Source organism: Carnobacterium sp. ISL-102, assembly GCF_018612935.1.
GTDB classification, from domain to species: domain Bacteria; phylum Bacillota; class Bacilli; order Lactobacillales; family Carnobacteriaceae; genus Carnobacterium_B; species Carnobacterium_B alterfunditum.
Map to the genome: position 1 here is coordinate 330,538 of NZ_JAGGRF010000003.1, position 17,287 is coordinate 347,824.

13 protein-coding genes and 1 pseudogene are annotated in these 17,287 nt (G+C 35.4%); 2 read left to right on the forward strand and 12 right to left on the reverse strand.

Annotated features, from left to right (window positions below):
* Positions 1 to 163: 163 nt before the first annotated feature.
* Positions 164 to 931 (forward strand): annotated as a pseudogene (locus tag J7E16_RS03185) (glycine betaine ABC transporter substrate-binding protein); the annotation flags it as partial.
* A gap of 114 nt (positions 932 to 1,045) precedes the next feature.
* Here J7E16_RS03185 and J7E16_RS03190 read toward each other — a convergent pair.
* The 3 genes from J7E16_RS03190 to J7E16_RS03200 are packed head-to-tail and all read right to left on the reverse strand — an operon-like array spanning position 1,046 to position 4,719.
* Positions 1,046 to 2,725: a ribonuclease J gene (locus J7E16_RS03190; RefSeq protein ID WP_214888570.1), complete on the reverse strand. Its 1,680-nt coding sequence runs from the start codon at positions 2,723 to 2,725 to the stop codon at positions 1,046 to 1,048.
* Between the two features lie 33 nt (positions 2,726 to 2,758).
* Complete coding sequence (gene dapA, locus J7E16_RS03195) at positions 2,759 to 3,637, reverse strand: 4-hydroxy-tetrahydrodipicolinate synthase (protein ID WP_214888572.1); 879 nt, start codon at positions 3,635 to 3,637, stop codon at positions 2,759 to 2,761.
* Positions 3,638 to 3,669: 32 nt separating this feature from the next.
* Positions 3,670 to 4,719 (reverse strand): aspartate-semialdehyde dehydrogenase, encoded by a 1,050-nt coding sequence (locus J7E16_RS03200; RefSeq protein ID WP_214888574.1) that lies wholly within the window; start codon positions 4,717 to 4,719, stop codon positions 3,670 to 3,672.
* A gap of 207 nt (positions 4,720 to 4,926) precedes the next feature.
* Here J7E16_RS03200 and J7E16_RS03205 point away from each other — a divergent pair, with 207 nt between their 5' ends.
* On the forward strand, positions 4,927 to 5,676 hold the full coding sequence (locus tag J7E16_RS03205) for an alpha/beta hydrolase (RefSeq protein WP_214888576.1): 750 nt from the start codon (positions 4,927 to 4,929) through the stop codon (positions 5,674 to 5,676).
* 56 nt (positions 5,677 to 5,732) lie between these two features.
* Here the strand turns inward: J7E16_RS03205 and pnp are convergent, their stop codons facing one another.
* The 9 genes from pnp to J7E16_RS03250 all read right to left on the reverse strand — a co-directional run bounded on the left by pnp (position 5,733) and on the right by J7E16_RS03250 (position 17,277).
* On the reverse strand, positions 5,733 to 7,841 hold the full coding sequence (gene pnp, locus J7E16_RS03210) for a polyribonucleotide nucleotidyltransferase (protein WP_214888579.1): 2,109 nt from the start codon (positions 7,839 to 7,841) through the stop codon (positions 5,733 to 5,735).
* Between the two features lie 196 nt (positions 7,842 to 8,037).
* Positions 8,038 to 8,307, reverse strand: a complete 270-nt coding sequence (rpsO, locus tag J7E16_RS03215; RefSeq protein WP_013710576.1) for a 30S ribosomal protein S15 — start codon at positions 8,305 to 8,307, stop codon at positions 8,038 to 8,040.
* Between the two features lie 145 nt (positions 8,308 to 8,452).
* Entirely contained in the window at positions 8,453 to 10,447 is a 1,995-nt protein-coding gene (gene uvrB / locus J7E16_RS03220) for an excinuclease ABC subunit UvrB (protein WP_214888582.1), read from the reverse strand.
* A 328-nt stretch (positions 10,448 to 10,775) separates the two neighbouring features.
* The gene (rpsT, locus tag J7E16_RS03225; RefSeq protein WP_214888585.1) at positions 10,776 to 11,030 is read right to left on the reverse strand and encodes a 30S ribosomal protein S20; all 255 of its coding nucleotides are present in this window, start codon (positions 11,028 to 11,030) and stop codon (positions 10,776 to 10,778) included.
* 151 nt (positions 11,031 to 11,181) lie between these two features.
* Positions 11,182 to 12,222, reverse strand: coding sequence for a DNA polymerase III subunit delta (holA, locus tag J7E16_RS03230; protein WP_214888587.1), 1,041 nt, complete (start codon positions 12,220 to 12,222; stop codon positions 11,182 to 11,184).
* Positions 12,223 to 12,294: 72 nt separating this feature from the next.
* Entirely contained in the window at positions 12,295 to 14,589 is a 2,295-nt protein-coding gene (locus tag J7E16_RS03235; protein ID WP_251006037.1) for a DNA internalization-related competence protein ComEC/Rec2, read from the reverse strand.
* A 54-nt stretch (positions 14,590 to 14,643) separates the two neighbouring features.
* On the reverse strand, positions 14,644 to 15,156 hold the full coding sequence (locus J7E16_RS03240; protein WP_214888589.1) for a ComE operon protein 2: 513 nt from the start codon (positions 15,154 to 15,156) through the stop codon (positions 14,644 to 14,646).
* A 110-nt stretch (positions 15,157 to 15,266) separates the two neighbouring features.
* On the reverse strand, positions 15,267 to 15,977 hold the full coding sequence (locus tag J7E16_RS03245) for a helix-hairpin-helix domain-containing protein (protein ID WP_214888591.1): 711 nt from the start codon (positions 15,975 to 15,977) through the stop codon (positions 15,267 to 15,269).
* Between the two features lie 256 nt (positions 15,978 to 16,233).
* Positions 16,234 to 17,277 (reverse strand): SepM family pheromone-processing serine protease, encoded by a 1,044-nt coding sequence (locus J7E16_RS03250; RefSeq protein WP_214888593.1) that lies wholly within the window; start codon positions 17,275 to 17,277, stop codon positions 16,234 to 16,236.
* Positions 17,278 to 17,287 lie beyond the last annotated feature (10 nt).

A 17,287-nucleotide genomic window follows, 5' to 3' on the forward strand; every position in this document is an offset into this window, starting at 1 on the left:
AGATTTAATTTAAATATAAAGGAGAGATTTATCAATTATGAAAAAATTAAACTGGAAATATTTAGGGCTTACAGCAGGTCTAGGTTTGTCATTAGTTGCTGCAGGTTGCGCAACAGAAGAAACTGCCGATGATGAAGCTACAAACGTTGGTAATGGCCAAGAAATTGATTTAGCTTATGTAGAATGGGATAGTGAAGTTGCTTCTACTAACGTTATCGGTAAAGTTTTAGAAAACTTAGGCTATGACGTATCATTGACACCATTAGATAACGCTGTTATGTGGCAAGCCGTATCTAGTGGCGATGCTGATGCAATGGTAGCTGCTTGGCTACCTGAAACTCATGGTTCTCAATTTGAAGAGTATGGCGATCAAGTGGTTGACTTAGGCTCGAACTTAGAAGGCGCAAAAGTTGGTTTAGTTGTTCCTGAATATATGGATGTCGATTCTATCGCTGACCTTGCTGATGAAGCTGAAATGACCATCACAGGTATCGAACCTGGTGCTGGTGTCGTTGCCGCAACTGAAACAGCGTTAGAAACTTACCCTAACTTGAGTGATTGGAACCTTAAAACTTCTTCATCTGGTGCAATGACTGTTGAATTAGGTCAAGCTATTAAAAATGAAGAAGAAATTATCATTACCGGCTGGTCTCCACATTGGATGTTCGCCACTTATGACTTGAAATATCTTGAAGATCCTGAAGGTGCATTTGGTGGAGAAGAAACAATCAACACTATGGCTCGTAAAGGCTTAGAAGAAGATCTACCTGAAGCTTATCAAGTATTAGATCAATTTAATTGGACTACTGAAGAAATGGAAAGCATTATGCTAGCTATTTCTGAAGGTGAAGATCCTGAAGATGCAGCAGAAGCTTGGATTGAAGAGAATCCAGACCGTGTCGCTGAATGGACTGAAGGCGTAACAAAATAATCTTTCATTAAACACAGTTAAAGAGCATTCACATTTTGTGAGTGCTCTTTTTTCTGCCATCTAACAAAAAAACTCTCATTTCCTTTAAAAGGAAATGAGAGTTTTTTAGTCTAATTAATTTCTACGGTTACGTGAACTTGTTTCCATAATAATTGGTAGAATAACTGGACGTCTACGTGTTTGTTCAAAAAGATGTTTATTTAAAGCATCTCTAATTTCTTGCTTGAGACGACTCCATTCAAATTCTTTTCGGTTTAAATTCTCTTCGACTACTTTTCTAATAATCTCATTGCTTTGATTGACTAAATCAGTATTGTCTTTAACATATACAAACCCTCTAGTCATAACTTCAGGACCTGAGATAATTTTACTCTTTCTGCGATTAATAGTAACTACCGCTACGAATATACCATCTTCTGATAGCAATTTGCGATCGCGTAAAACAATATTTCCAATATCGCCTATTCCAATACCATCGACCATCGTATTACCAACAGTCACTTGACCTGCTACATGCATACGGTTATTTTTGTATTCCATGATGTCGCCTTTACCTGGAATAAAGATATTTTTGTATGACATTCCTACTTCATGTGCAAGTTTTGCGTGTGCAGAAAGCATACGATATTGTCCTTGAACCGGAATGAAATAAGTTGGTTTGATCAAGTTGATCATTAATTTTAAATCATTAGGAGTAGCATGACCAGAAGCTTTCAAATTATCTGAAATATGTTTTACCGTTCCGCCTGCTCGATAAATCAAGTTTTCTGTTTGGGCAACGGTTACTTCCATTGCAGTTGATGGGCTTGTTACGATATAAACTAAGTCGCCCTCTTTTATATTCACTTGAGTGTGCTTCCCTTTCGCCATGCGCGATAATGTCTTAATAGGCTCACCCGTAGCTCCTGTTTCCAAAACAACTATCTGTTGATCATCGTATTTTTCAATGTCTGCTATTGGGACGATTAAATCTTCACTTGGCAATTGAAGTTTATTCAACTGCATTGCAATTTGAACGATTTTTTCAAGATTACTCCCAGTGATAAAAATCTTTTTATGCGATTTTTGAGCAGCGTCTAATACTTGTTGAATACGCAAAATATTGCTCGCTACGCTTGCAACAATGATACGGCCGTTAGCATTTTGGAATGTATCCAATACTTCTTCTGCTACTTTCAAATCACTTATATTCTCAATCGGACTTTCAGCTTCGCTTGAATCGCTTAATAATGCTAAAACATTGTCTTTTCCGATATCAGCAATACGGGATAAATTACTTTGGTACATTGGTTTAGCACTTTGGTCGAATTTAAAATCGCCTGTATAAACGATGCTTCCTTCAGTTGTTTTAAGAGCTATCCCAACAGAATCAGGAATAGTATGGGTTGTTCTGAAGAAACTGGCAATTACATCACCAAATTCTATCTCAGTATTTTCATCAATAATGTGGTAGTCATCAAATGTACTCACTTGACTATCTTTTTCAACAAATAACTTTGCAAATGCTATCGTTAGTTCAGTTCCAAATACGGGAACATCAAATTTTTGAAGGAAATAAGGCAATGCTCCAATTGCGTCTTCATGTCCATGTGTTAGAAATACTCCAGTAACACGATTTCTATTTTCTTCTAAATAACTAAAGTCAGGAATGACTACATCTATTCCTAGTAATTCTGTTTCAGGATACATCAATCCACAGTCTAAAACGAATATGTCTTCGTCCACTTCAACAGCATACATATTTTTTCCATTTTCGCGCACGCCACCTAGTGGGATAATTTTTATTGTACTCATTTCTTCACCTCTTTTACTTTCAATTTATTATTTTTATTTTTTTAAATTTAATGCTTTCAATATAACTTCTTCTTCTTCTTTCGTACAAGCCACTAATGGCAATCTTACACCGCCTACATTAATTCCTAAATGATTTAGTACCAATTTAACCGGTGCCGGAGAGGGGACGCTGAACAAACTATTCATTTTTGGAACCAAATCACGGTGTATCTGTGCCGCTTCAGCCAAAGAACCTGTTTCTAAAAAATCGTACATTTTAGAGATTTCATTCCCTAAAACATGACTAGCTACAGAAATCACACCAGTAGCCCCTATACATTTTGCAGGAAAAGCATTTCCATCTTCACCAGTATAGACTAAGAAATCTTCAGAAGTTCTTTTGATTTCTTCACTTACAGCATCTAGACCTAAACATTCTTTCACACCAATGATATTTTTAATAGTGGAAAGTTTGATCGTCGTCTCAGGATCAATAGACACACTCGTACGACCAGGAACATTATAAATAATGATTGGTAGGGTTGTACTAGCCGCCACCGCTTCAAAATGAGCGTATAAACCAGCTTGATTGGGTTTGCTGTAATAAGGAACCACTACTAGTGCTGCATCGATGCCAGCAATGTTTTCAACCTCTTTTGTAAAAGCAATCGTTTCAGCCGTATTAAATGATCCTGTACCGGCAATGATTGGAACACGTCCTGCTGTTAGTTCAACTGTTTTACGATATAATGCTACTTTTTCCTCATGAGCTAGTGTAGGAGATTCACCAGTTGTTCCTCCCACAACTAGTCCTTCGGTTCCATTTTCAAGCAAGAAATCGATCAATTTTTCTAATTTCCCATAATCAACCGATCCTTGTTCATCAAATGGAGTTGTCATAGCTGTTATAATGCGAGCTTTTTTTAAATCCATTAAAATCACCCTTCGTTTTAAATTTAACTTTTTTAGTTTCTTTCTTTGATCAATCCTAGTTTGTATAAACTTTCAGCTATTTGAACAGAATTCCAAGCTGCACCCTTTAATAAATTATCAGAAACGATCCACATATGATAACCTTTGTCTTCATCTCTATCTTTTCGTATTCTTCCAACAAAAGTTTCTTTCTTTCCTTCTGCTTCCAAGGCTGTTGGATAAATTTGGTTAGCTGGATCATCTTGAAGCACTACACCAGGAGCATTTCTCAAAATTTCTTGGATAGCCGTTACGCTAGTTCCATCTTCTTTCACTTCAATGTATACGGATTCTGAGTGCCCTGAAACAACTGGAATACGAACACATGTTGCAGAAACTTTTATTTTGTCATCACCCATAATTTTTTTCGTTTCATTGATCATTTTTAATTCTTCAAATGTATAGCCATCTTCAGCAAATAAATCAATTTGAGGTAAAGCATTAAAAGCAATTGGAAAATGTTTTTTATCCCCGCCCGATGGTAAAATAGCTGCTTCATATGGTTCACCATTTAGCATGTGTTGTGCTTGCTCTTTCATTTCGTTAATCGCATAGATACCTGCCCCGCTGACTGCTTGATAAGTCGAAACGATTATACGGTCTAATCCATATTGCTTACGAATAGGTTCTAATGCAACCATTAATTGTATAGTAGAACAGTTTGGATTAGCTATGATCCCTTTGTGAGAACGGATAACCTCTTCGTTTACTTCTGGAACGACTAAAGGAACATCTGGATCCATTCTATATGCGCTTGTATTATCGATGACAACTGCACCGCATTTTATAGCTTCAGGAGCAAATTGTTTTGAAATTGATCCGCCCGCACTAAATAATGCAATATCAACATTTTCAAAAGATTTAGCTGTTGTTTCTTGAATTTCTACTTCTTTACCCTTAAAAAGCAACTTTTTTCCAGCAGATCTTTTAGAAGCTAAAAATTTCACACTTTTTATTGGAAAAGTAGCTTGTTCCAACATTTGAATCATTTTTGTTCCTACCGCTCCAGTTGCTCCCACAACTGCAATCGTATATCCATTCATTTTTTATCTCTCCTACTACAATTTTCTTTTTTTAATCTTATCTATTAACCACATGTACTCCCAATATATATTTTAGCACAATTTCAAAGGAATTTATACAAATGTAGATTATTCGCTCTTTTTTGTTTTATTTATCTAACGAATAAAACAAAATTATGCTACACTTTTTTACATACTCTCATTTAAATAAATTTGAAAGGAGCATTTATGAAGTCTAGATACAAAATTTTAATTGCTAGTTTAGTTCTGTTAGTGCTGATTCTTTTAGGTGGTTTATTTTTAGTGCACAATAAGACTTACCAGCCTGTAAGTGAAGCTTTAAAAGAAGCTCGATCTACCAATCAATACACAGTCAAGGAAACGCAAGAATCGATTATTTTTTACCCATTGAATGATCAACAGGAAACTTCTATCCTATTTTACCAAGGAGGTCTAGTAGAAGAAAAAAGTTATAGCACGATTGCGGCTAAGCTTGCTGCGAAAGGTTATCCTGTTTACTTAGTTAAACATACATTGAACCTTGCTGTTACCGATAAAAATAAAGCGAGTGCTATTATCGCTGAAGAAAAAATCGAAAACTATGTTATAGGTGGCCATTCCTTAGGTGGTGTCATGGCTAGCCAGTTTGCAAATCAATCAAGTTCTAAACAATTAAAGGGTGTTTTTTTATTGGCCAGCTACACCGATGAAAAAAATCGGCTAGATGATCTGCCTATATCAGTTATCTCGATTATTGGTTCTAATGATGGACTGATTGATAATGAGGCTTATCAATCAGGGAAAGATTACTTACCTGACTCCACTTTGTTTCATACTATTAAAGGCGGAAACCATGCCGGATTTGGTGATTATGGAAACCAAGAAGGCGATAAACCTGCCAGCATCTTACCTGAAGAACAGCAAGAAGAAACTGTTAAACTATTAACGGAATGGCTAAGATCAATCGAAGTAAACTAAATCAAAAGAAAAGAGCCCAATTTTTTCAAATTGAGCTCTTTTTTCTATTTACTTTTTTATTTTTCTTCACTTTCCAATAACACTTTACGAGAAAGATTGATTCTTCCTTGTTTATCGATTTCAATAACTTTAACATCAAATTGATCGCCTAGAGAGATAATATCTTCGACTTTGGCAACACGTTCATTTGCTAATTCAGAAATATGGACTAATCCATCTTTTCCTTTAGCAATCTCAATAAATGCTCCAAATTTTTCAATTCGTTTCACTTTTCCTGAGTAAACTTTTCCAACTTCAATGTCTTTTGTCAATTCCTCAATAATTTCTTTGGCACGTTTGATCATTGATGCATCTTCAGATGCAATACTGATATTTCCTTCTTGGTCTATATCAATTTTAACGCCGGTTTCATCAATGATTGAATTGATTTGATCGCCACCGCGGCCAATAACAACTTTGATTTTTTCAGGTTTGATTTGCATCATTTCAATTTTAGGAGCATATGCACTTAATTCTTCATGCGGCTCAGCAATTGTAGACGTCAATTCATTCAGAATTTCCATTCTAGCTTTTTTAGCCTGAGTTAATGCTTCTTCTAAAATTTGTTCCGTGATACCTTCAATTTTGATGTCCATTTGAAGAGCAGTAATTCCCTTGCTTGTACCCGCTACTTTAAAGTCCATATCGCCTAAGTGATCTTCTAATCCTTGAATATCAGTTAAGACAGTATAATTTTCGCCCTCTTTAACAAGACCCATTGCGATTCCAGCTACAGGAGCCTTGATTGGTACACCAGCATCCATTAAAGCTAATGTTCCGGCACAAATACTTGCTTGCGATGAAGAACCGTTTGATTCAAGAACTTCAGCAACTAAGCGAATCATGTAAGGGAAATCTTCTTCACTTGGAATGACTTGTGATAAAGCGCGTTCTCCTAATGCTCCATGTCCAATTTCTCTACGACCTGGTCCACGTGCGGGGCCGGTACTTCCAACAGAATACTGTGGAAAATTGTAATGATGGATAAATCGTTTGCTGTTTTCAACTCCAAGACCATCAATAATTTGATGTTCGCCTAATGGAGCTAGAGTTGCTATAGACAAGGCTTGCGTTTGTCCACGTGTGAACAAACCGGATCCATGTGCTCTTGGTAAAAGCCCAATTTCTGAAGCTAAAGAACGGATTTCATCGATTTTACGACCATCTGGTCTGATTTTATCGACTGTAATCAAACGGCGCACTTCATTTTTTTCCATGTCTTCAACAATTTGTTTTACTTCTTTATTGATCCGTTTAATTTCAGCATTTTCTTGATATTTATCTTCATAAAAAGCCTTTGCTTCGTCTTTAGTATCTTCAATATTTTCTTCACGAGCTAATTTTTCTTCTGTTTGGATAGCTGCTACCATCTTAGCTTGAAAAGCGTCATTTACTTCTTTTTCTAACTCTTCATCGATCTGCAACAATTGGATAACCATTTTTTCTTTCCCAACAACAGCTACAATTTCCTCTTGGAAAGCAACTAATTCTTGGATTGCTCTATGCCCAAACATCAAAGCACCTAACATATCTTCTTCAGAAACTTCAGCGGCTCCACTTTCAACCATATTAATGGCTTCTTTTGTGCCTGCAACAGTTAAATGAATGTCAGATAATGCTTCTTGCTCAACAGTTGGATTGATAATGTATTCTCCGTCTACGCGACCTACATCAACACTTGCAATAGGGCCATTAAACGGAATGTCAGAAATAGCAAGAGACAAAGAAGAACCAAACATTGCTGAAAAGGTTGGTGAACAATTGCGGTCTACTGACATGACTGTATTCGTGATTTGAACTTCATTACGAAATCCTTCTGCAAACATTGGACGAATTGGACGGTCAATTAATCGAGCCGTTAAAGTAGCATTTTCACTTGGACGCGCTTCTCTTTTAATGAACCCACCTGGGATTTTACCAATTGAATACATTTTTTCATCGTAATTTACAGTCAAAGGAAAGAAATCAACATCTTTCGCTTTTTTACTAGCTACTGCTGCAGTTAACACGACAGTATCGTCATAACGAATCAAAGTCGCTCCATTAGCTTGTTTTGCTAATTGCCCAACCTCAACTGTTAATGTACGTCCTGCCCATTCTTTAGTAAAAACTTGTTTCTCTGTCATTGTGTGCATTTCTCCTTTTTTTGAAGCTTTTATTCGTTTTTTCCAAACAGACTACTAAACAAATGTCAAAATTCAATTTCATTTAAATACTCACATTTGTATAGTAGGATGGACAACAAAATAAAAAGCTTTTTCTTTTACAAACAAAATGAAGCGAGATTCCTTAGAACCTCGCTTCTAAATAGACTACGAAAAATTAACGACGTAGACCTAATCTTTGAATCAATTCACGGTAACGAGTAATATCTTTATTGCGTAAGTACGCAAGCAAGTTACGACGGTGACCAATTTTTTTCATAAGTCCACGATAAGAATGGTGGTCTTTTTTGTGAACACGTGCATGTTCGTTTAAGTGGTTGATCTCAGCTGTTAATACAGCAACTTGTACTTCGGGAGAACCTGTGTCTCCTTCATGAATTGCGTATTCCTTGATGATCTCATTTTTGCGTTCTTTAGAAATTGACATTTCTAAACACCTCTTTCCTCAATTTTTCCTCTTACTGAGTAGACGTTGGTGATTCGTTTTACCAAGTAGAAGGTCTGTGCTTAATACACTCTTAAATTTTACTAGAATTTATAGTAAAATGCAAGTTTTTATTTGATAGATTATTTTATTTCAATTTATATTGAGCTGTTATTTCTAATACCATATCTCTCAAATTAGCCGCTTTTTCAAAGTTTAATTCTTTTGCAGCTAGTTTCATTTCTATTTCTAAACCGTCGATCACTTCTAATCGCTGTGCTCTAGTCATTTTAGCGATATTCTCGATACCTGATGCTCCGTCTTCTTTTCCTTTTATTACAGAGGTGATTGAAATCAAATCGCGAATATCTTTGATGATTGTTTTAGGAGTAATACCATATTTTTCGTTATACTCTTTTTGCGTTTCACGACGTCTTTCCGTTTCTGACATGGCTGCACGCATGGAGTCGGTAATTCGATCTGCATACATAATAACTCTCCCGTTTTCATTACGTGCAGCCCGTCCGATAGTCTGAACAAGTGCGCGTTCGCTTCTCAAGAATCCTTCTTTATCCGCGTCTAGAATAATAACCAATGATACTTCTGGTACGTCGATACCTTCACGCAGTAAGTTGATACCGATCAACACATCATATACGCCTAAACGTAGATTTCGAATGATTTCTGTTCGTTCAAGCGTTTTTATTTCACTGTGGAGATAAGCAACTTTGATTCCTACTTCTTTTAAGTAGTCCGTCAGATCTTCTGACATTTTTTTAGTTAAGGTCGTTATAAAGACACGCTCATTCTTTTCAGAACGCTCATTTATCTCATCAATTAAATCATCAATTTGCCCTTTGATTGGACGTACTTCTATGATTGGATCGAGCAATCCTGTTGGACGAATGATTTGTTCGATCACTTCTGGAGCTCTTTCCAATTCATATGGTCCCGGCGTTGCTGAAATGTACATAATTTGATTGACGTGTTTCTCAAACTCTTCCAAGCGAAGCGGTCTATTATCTAAGGCACTTGGTAGTCTGAACCCATATTCAATTAATTGCTCTTTTCTAGCTCTATCGCCATTGTACATTCCTCTAATTTGAGACATGGTGATATGAGACTCATCTATCACGATTAGAAAATCATCTGGAAAGAAATCAATTAGTGTATAAGGTGCTTCTCCAGGTTTACGACCATCCATGTGCCTAGAATAATTTTCAATACCTGAACAATAACCCATTTCTAATAGCATTTCCAAATCATAATTTGTCCGTTGCTCTAACCGTTGTGCTTCAATTAATTTATCTTCAGCACGAAGAACCTTTAATCGTTGTTCTAGTTCTTCTTGAATATTTTTAATAGCTGACCTTGTTTGTTCATCATTGGCTACAAAGTGAGTCGCTGGAAAGATAGGGACATGTTGAACATCAGCTTTAACTTCGCCTGTTAACACATCTACTTCTCTGATACGATCGATTTCATCACCAAAGAACTCTACACGTATCGCTTCGCTGTCACGCGATGCTAAGAATATTTCTACTACGTCTCCTCTAACACGGAATCGTCCACGCTGAAAATCGATATCATTGCGCTCAAATTGCATATCAACTAAGCGACGCAACATTTCATCTCGGTTCATTTCAGTACCTACACGTAAAGAAAGCACATGGTCTCGGTAATCTTTTGGATTGACCAAACCATAAATACACGAAACTGAAGCAACTACAATAACATCTCTTCTTTCTAATAAAGAACTTGTAGCAGAATGACGTAATTTATCTATCTCATCATTGACACTTGATTCTTTCTCAATAAAGGTATCACTTGAAGGAACATAGGCCTCTGGTTGATAGTAATCATAGTAACTAACAAAATATTCTACAGCATTATCGGGGAAAAACTCTTTGAATTCTCCATATAATTGACCTGCTAAAGTTTTGTTATGTGCAATAACTAAAGTTGGTCTATTTACTTCTTTGATTACATTTGAGACCGTAAATGTTTTCCCAGTTCCTGTGGCACCTAATAAAGTTTGTTCTTTCTCACCTTTTTCGAGACCGGCAATTAACTTTTTGATTGCTTCTGGCTGATCACCACTAGGCTGGTATTTAGAAACCAGTTCAAATTGGTCTTTTGGCATTTTACGTACCTCCTTGCTCTTCTATTAAATCTAAAACGCATCCTAACTAATGTAAAACACATCATTTTTAATTCTACCCTATTATCTTATCATTGAACATGTGTTCTTACAACTAATTAGCTAAAGGTTACATAAGTAATTGAAAAATTTATGTTAATTACTATCGGAAACTCGAGCAGCTTCTTCATTCAGTTAACGGATCGTGGTAGTACCCTAAATACTACAGCCTTTCTTTTGATGCTCGAAATACCCAAAATAAAAAAAGCAGTAAGGCCTGACTAATCAGGACCTTACTACTTTTTTTATGACTCTTTATAACAATGACCTCTTATTTAGCTAATTTAGCAGATAAACGAGATTTGTCACGGTTAGCTTTATTTTTATGAATCAATCCTTTAGATGCAGCCATGTCAATTGATTTGATTGCTTCTTTAAGTAATTGTTCAGAGTTTTCGTTACCTGCTTCAATAGCTTGAACGTATTTTTTTATAGCAGTACGCATTGAACTTTTTTGAACGTTGTTTTGTGCAGCTGATTTCTCAGAAGTACGAACACGTTTGATTGCAGCTTCGATGTTTGGCATTTGATTCACCCCACTTTCAATTATTTACAACTTAAAATAGTTTATTCCAGTTGTTTCAACAAACTCAATTATACATAAAGATATCTCTCAATGCAATAAAAATGTGTAAAGTTTTTTTACTTGATAGCTATAGCATCTTAAATTCCTATATCTATGTTCTTTTACTGACCTTTTTTTGAGCATACTGCAGAACAAATAGTTCAAACTGCATTTCTTTATCGCCTTTTCCTGTTTTCAAACGATACTCAGCATCAATTAATCCGTTATAAGCTTCAACTAGTGCGTATTCCTCGATTTTCCTCATCTGCTGAACAGCTAGTTTCACACGGTAAGGATGCGTTTTTAACTGTTTAGCAATATCTCCTTGCTGGTAGCCTTTTTTTTCTAAAATTTTAACTTGGATCAACAATCGAAATTGAGAAGTCATGATTGCATTTATTTTTATTGGGTCTTCTTTTTGCAACAACAGGTCTTGATATAAGTTAAGCGCTTGTCCTACATTTTTTTTCAAGACATATTCATTTAACGCAAAAATATTTTGTTCTAGCGATTTAGCTACTAATTCTTGAACAGCTTCTTTTGTAATAAATTTAGTGTCCTGTGCATAAAGAAAAAGTTTCGGTAACTCTCCCATCGCTACCGATAATTTAGCATCCGTTAATTGAATAAATAATTCAAACGCTTCTGGAGAATAACGGTACTCTTCATTTGCAATCGTATCCTTGAGATATTTGCGCATCTCTTTTTCTGACAAGGCATTAACTTCGAGTATTGTGGCTGTTTTTTTTAGTAATTTAGTTATTTTTTTACGCTCATCTAATTTTTCATATGGAGCAAAGAATACAAGTGTGGTTGACTCAGAAGGATGAGTTAAGTAATTCTCTAACCATTTCAAATCATGCTCTAACTTTGATTTTGTTTTTTCCCCTGTTAAGAAAAAAGGTCTATCCACGAAGACAACGCGACGTTCGCCAAAAAATGGAATAGATTCTGCATCTTCTAAGGCTGTGCCGATAGATATTTCTTCCATATCGTATGCACCATAGTTCAGTTCTATTTCTTCTGTGTTTAATAAAGAATCAAGTAGCGTTTTCCTAGCTACATTTGCTAAGTACGACTCTGTTCCTAGTACCACATAAATACGGGCAATAGTCCCGTTTTTTATCTTTGCTAATTCTGATACAAAGTTCACTCTGTTCCACCGCTTTCTTGTATTCTCTCTATGGTACAAAGCATTAAATTATTTTGCAAGACTATTAATGAATTATTTTAGAATCGTTTGAAAATCTTTTTCTATCATACCACTTAAACGATTTGAATACGTATACCTAAAACTGCCCTGTAAGTCTGTTCGGTAAACAATCGTATTCAAATCAGCCATTCGTTCTAATACCTCGCCATTAGGGTGATTGTAGCGGTTGTTTAATCCGCATGAAATTAATGCTATTTTGGGTTTCATTTGTTGGATAAATTGCTCGCTAGTCGATGTTTGGCTTCCATGGTGTGCAACCTTTAGAATATCTACCCTTAAGTTGGGATAGAAAGCTGCTAATTCTGCTTCTCCTGCTTCTTCAATGTCTCCAGTAAACAACCAATAGTAGCTTCCTATTTCTCCATACAGCACTAATGAATCATTGTTTCCGCCTTCTCCAGCTTTTACTGGCCATAATACTGCTAAAGATGGACCAAAAAGTTGCTTTTTCGTATTTTCAGCCGTAATTGCCCTTAGTTGTGTTTCATTTCTTTCTAACGTTTGTGCTACATCATGAAATAACTGTTTTTTTGTTGTACCTACAGGGAAAATCAGTTCTTTCACTTCAATATTCTGAGCTAATTCTTTTAATTCACCCATATGATCTTCGTCACTGTGCGTAATAAAAACTTGATCTAATTGTGTTAAACCTAAAGATTTGATAACAGGTATCAAAACACGGCTTGCCACAGTTGACTGATTCTTTCTTATTTGCCATTCTTCTTTTTCAAATGCTATTGTCCCACCTGTGTCAATCAAATAGACACCAGCCCCAAAAGGCTCCTTGATTAAAATAGCATCTCCTTGACCAACATCTAGTAAGAGAACTTCTCCAAAAGGATTATATTTTTGGTAATAAATAAAAACAGTAAAAACAAGGGTCAGCAAAATAATTGACCGTTTTATTTTTTTTTGCTCTTCTAATGCTATAAGAAAAATAATCAGTACAACTATTACCAAAATGAATAGACCAGCGGGAACTTTCCCTGTAACGAAAGTTCCATATGGGAAGAGCTTGATTTTTAAAACCAACCATTCAATTATCCTCAATAGACCTTCTGTTACCCTTATAAGAAAATAAAAGCATTGCGTTCCTGACAGTGGATAGGAACTAATAAAAAGTACAATGATCAAAGGCATAATGATCCAAGTAAATAAAGGAACAAAAATCAAATTTGTAAGCATTCCTAGCCATGAAAATTCAAAGAAATGAAAACTGAGAATTGGAATCGAAATAAGAGTCAAAATAAAAGAAATACGCAAACTGTTTACACTATTGAATTTTGATTGATTAAATAAAGAGTTTGAAAATAGAATCAATGTTAAACTCAGTAAATAGCTCAATTGAAAGCCGATAGAAAAAATTTGATAAGGATCTATCCAAAGACCGATAATTAACGTCCATGACCATGCATCAAGACCAGAAATAGGTTTTCCAAGGCGTGAACTAGTTTGACTGATCAAACTCATCACAATAGCTCTAAATATACTTGTTCCCCAGTAAGTTAAACTTCCATATATGGGTAGAAAAAACAATAAAAATAAATACGTTTTCTCTCGAGTAACACCAATCCGCCAGAGAATATACGTTAATCCTGCTATGAAAAATTGGATGTGCAGACCAGAAATACTCAACAAATGAATAATGCCAATTTGTTTATACCCATTCATCACTTGATCGTCAATAGAACTAGTATCAGCAAATAGAAGTGTTTTGATATAACTTGAGACCATAACTGTTGTTTCTTTTTCAATATGAGCTAAAATAGTTTGTCTCATGTTTTTTAAATTCAGTTTATCAAAAAAAAAGTTTTTCTGGATTTCAGAACGAGTGTCGATTGTTTCAGCCTGTAATGTCCAATGAATTTTATTTTGGTACAAATAACTTTGGTAATCAAATTGATTTAAGTTTCTATTTTTTTCAGGCTTACTTAATGAACCCGTCACTATAAAATCCTCTACTTTTCGTTGCTTCTCCCAACTGTTTTTTTCTGCTTCAGTAGATAGGCGATAAAAAACAACGATTTTTTCAGAAAGATTAACTTTTTCTCCAGATTCTTTAACTCTACCGTAAAATTGAAGTTGATCTCCATCGATCTTCAACTTATTTGGATCAAGTTCAATCAAAAATGATTGTTCCTCTGCTAGAAGGTTCGTTTGGTTGTTATCTTTTTCTAATCCTACCAAAAAAATTGTTACAATCATTAGTAAACAAGAATAAATAATTATATTTTTTTTACGTGTACATACCAATCGAATCAGCCAAAAAAAAAGCAATAAAAACCCTAACCAATGAGTCTTTAACATAATAATAGTACACAATAAACAAGAAATGGCTGGAAAAAGGACATATCCTTTCAACTATTGAATAGGTGTGTGTCCATCACTACGGCTTAAACTAGCTTGGATATTGGTATTGAAATCTAGTTGTTGGAAAAAATCTTTTGGAAGTGCGACTTTTTGACATTGAACATGGGCTTGTTCAATCAACTTCACTGCATAAGCGTTGTTATGGTAATCCTCTAAATAATTTATTTTTGCTATGCCGGCTTGGATAATCATTTTTGTGCACTGCAAGCAAGGAAAATGAGTAACATATATTTCAGCACCTTGAGTTTGTGCTCCAAATTTTGCACATTGAAGAATCGCATTCATTTCAGCATGAATAGTTCGCAGACAATGGCCATCAACTACATAACAGCCTTCATCTATGCAGTGTACATCTCCGCTGACTGACCCATTGTAGCCTCCTGCAATGATCCTTTTTTCTCTTACAATTGTTGCTCCAACAGTTAAACGAGTACATGTACTTCGTAAAGACAGCAATAAGCTTTGAGACATAAAATATTGATCCCAAGGTATGCGTTCCGCCATATTCATCCTCCTACTAATTTATCTGTTTAATTTTTTTATTTTACCTATTTTCTCAAGTATACAAAAGGCCGTTAAGACTTTCAACACTTCATTTTTAACCGTTGCATTCTTTAATCATTGCCCACTGTTACGCTCGCTTTTAATGCTTCAAAAGTTTTTTCACCAATGCCGGACACATTTTTCAAGTCTTCAATTGTCTGAAAAGAACCATTTTCTTGTCTATAGTTCACAATTTGTTCTGCTTTTTTCTCTCCTATCCCCGATAGTTGCTGCAACTGAATTGCGTCTGCAAGGTTGATGTTCACTTTTGCAGAATTTGTCATTTCCTCTGTATTTTCAGTTACTGTAACAATGTTTGCTTCCAGTGAAGGTGCGGAAGTTTCTTGGACTGTTTCCTCTGTTCTAGCTTCTCCGATCTCCGGAATAAATATAACCATCTGGTCTGTTAATTTTAACGACAAGTTTACTGGTTTTTGATCAGCCTTATCACTAAAACCTCCAGCTAAATTAACGGCATCAATTAGGCGCATGTCATTTGTCACTTCATACACTCCCGGAAGATAAACTGCACCTTTGACGTCCACATAAATTTTTTCTGTTTGGCTTGTTGAACTTTGAGCTATTTGATTCAGTTCTATTGAACTCTGACTCTGACTTTCACTTTCCAAATAACTCATCATAGTTGAGGGTTCTTTTACTGAATTTGCATCTTTAAAAAATAGAAAACTAATGCCAACTATACTTAGGATCAGGCAGCCAAGTATACCTATTTCAATAAATAAACGTTGCTTTATTAACCACTCTTTGCCAGTTTTCAACATCTCCTTAAACTCCTTTTTGAGTTCTTCTAAATCTAATATACGTAAAAAATATTTTTTCCATTTAACCAATCACTTTAATTGATTTTTGAGTTTTTAATATAGTCAAATAGGTTGGATGATCATTAGTTAAATGGCACTACGCCATTTATTGGCAAATAAACAAAAATCTATTTTTTTTAACAGCAAAAAAAGGGCTAAGACATTTTTGTCCTAACCCTCTTTCCTATTCTAGAATCGATTTGTTTCATTTAACCGACTATAATTTTTCTAAATAATCAATTGCATCTTGGAATGTTTTAACAGGTATAATTTTCATTTCTGTATCAATTTCTTTTGCTGCTTTAAGTGCTTCTTGATAATTAGAGGTCATTTCAGGATAATTAGCTTGTATTACTGGATCAATAGTGTCGTCTGGAGCAAAAAATATTGTTGCTCCTTCATCACTAGCCGCAACAACCTTTTTATCGATCCCACCTATCCGGCCAATCGTCCCATCTGATTCTATCGTTCCAGTACCAGCAATTTCGTTCCCCTCGCGCAGATTTTTGTCGACCAATTGCGTATAAATCTGTAGAGCAAACATAAAGCCAGCAGATGGACCACCAATTTCTCCAGCATTTATAGCTACCGGAATATCGGTTTTAATTGAGGTATTATCTACTAAAGAGATACCTAGACCTGCTTTTTTAGTTTCTTTCATTTCCATTAGTTTATCGGAAGTCGTTTGTTTTTCGCCGTTACGCTCATAGGCTACTTCGATTATTTGACCAACCTTTTGTTGTTGCACGTATTCGATAAATTCAACTGAACTATCAAAAGACTGTCCATCAATAGAAAGAATCGTATCCCCGATTTCTAACTTCCCGTCAAAATTAGAACCTTCTAAGACAGACATGATATAAACGCCATTATACGTCAATTGATAGCTTTTTCCAGCTGCATCATACGCCATTTCAACAGCCGAATTAATTGAACTGGTCATGTAATAATTTTGTAGATTTGTATACTCTGCATCAGAAGTACCCGTACCAAAAAGTTTTTCTTTAGTCAGTCCTTCATGAAAAGGCATGTACTTCATAAAATATGTCAGAGGAGTAGCTCTTCGAATAGCAACAGTGGTCAACATAAAATAACCTTCTTCTTGATCTTTTTCGTTGTTGACCTCTACTAATTCATTTAAGTGAACAGCCGAACCAGGTCCTTCTATATAATACGGTATAGGCATAAATATTCCAGCAAGAATGAACACAATCAACACAATAAAGAGACTCTTACGATTTTTTCTTTCTTTGTTGTTCATTTCATTCATC